Source organism: Pseudonocardia halophobica, from assembly GCF_027922425.1.
Taxonomy (GTDB): domain Bacteria; phylum Actinomycetota; class Actinomycetes; order Mycobacteriales; family Pseudonocardiaceae; genus Pseudonocardia; species Pseudonocardia halophobica.
The window spans coordinates 1-965 of sequence record NZ_BSFQ01000154.1; the positions used below are offsets into that span (position 1 = coordinate 1).

A 965-nucleotide genomic window follows, 5' to 3' on the forward strand; every position below is an offset into this window, starting at 1 on the left:
GCGATCAACAGCCTGTGTGTCTTCTGCGGATCGAACACCGGCAGGGCAAGTGGTTATGTCCACGCCGCACGAGACCTGGGACGCCTCCTCGCGAAGGAGCGCGTCACGCTCGTGTACGGCGGCGCCAGCGTCGGAACCATGGGCGTGCTCGCAGATGCCGTCCTCGACGCCGGCGGATCAGCGATCGGAGTCATTCCCGAGCACCAGGTCGGTGAGGAGATCGCCCACACAGGCCTCACCGAGCTGCACGTCGTCGAGTCCATGCACGAACGTAAAGCAAAGATGGTGGAACTTGCAGACGGCTTCGTCGCGCTACCCGGCGGGTTGGGCACACTCGAGGAGTTCGCCGAGGCTCTGACCTGGTCACAGCTCGGACTGCACACCAAGCCGACGGGCCTACTCAACACAGCCGGTTACTACCAGAAGTTCCTCGAGTTTCTCGACCACGCCGTAGGTGAGGGATTCGTCCGTCCAGCCGATCGGAGCCTCGTTCTCGACGGAGTCGAGCCCGAGACGCTACTCGACGCACTTCGTCGTTGGGAGCCACTGGATGGCCAGCGCTGGAAGCCGGTGGAATAGCGAGACCAGAGGCGGCCTGATGCAGGCCTACGCCGAGGGCTCTACCGGGCAGTGCTGTTTGCCCGCTCCGAGGTGCCGGCGAGCAGTCGGCCCGCGCCGGCGACGGAGGGCGTGTGGCCGAGGCCGACCAGTACCTCGTAGGCGGTCGCCGTCGCAGCGGTGATCACCGGCAGGCCCAACTCGTCCTCGACCCGTTGCACAGCGGGAAGCGACGGCATCTGGACGCATGCGGACAGGACGATCGCGTCCGCGGCGTCCCGGCGCAGGCCGCGGGCGATGTCCGGCAGCCGCTGGGGGTCCAGCCGACCGACGGCGAGGTTGTCCGGCACCTCCAGGGCGACGGCGTGGAGGACCTCGATCCCCTCGCCCTCGATGTACTCCCGCAC

Annotated in this window: 2 protein-coding genes; one reads left to right on the forward strand and one right to left on the reverse strand. The window is 67.4% G+C overall.

All coding sequences use genetic code 11. The features are described from left to right. Nucleotides 1-3: 3 nt before the first annotated feature. Nucleotides 4-579, forward strand: coding sequence for an LOG family protein (locus PKE99_RS37815; protein ID WP_197040888.1), 576 nt, complete (start codon nt 4-6; stop codon nt 577-579). A 41-nt stretch (nt 580-620) separates the two neighbouring features. Here PKE99_RS37815 and PKE99_RS37820 read toward each other — a convergent pair. Then, nucleotides 621-965 (reverse strand): aspartate racemase/maleate isomerase family protein (locus PKE99_RS37820; protein WP_498371920.1); only part of this gene is annotated, 345 nt, incomplete at its 5' end.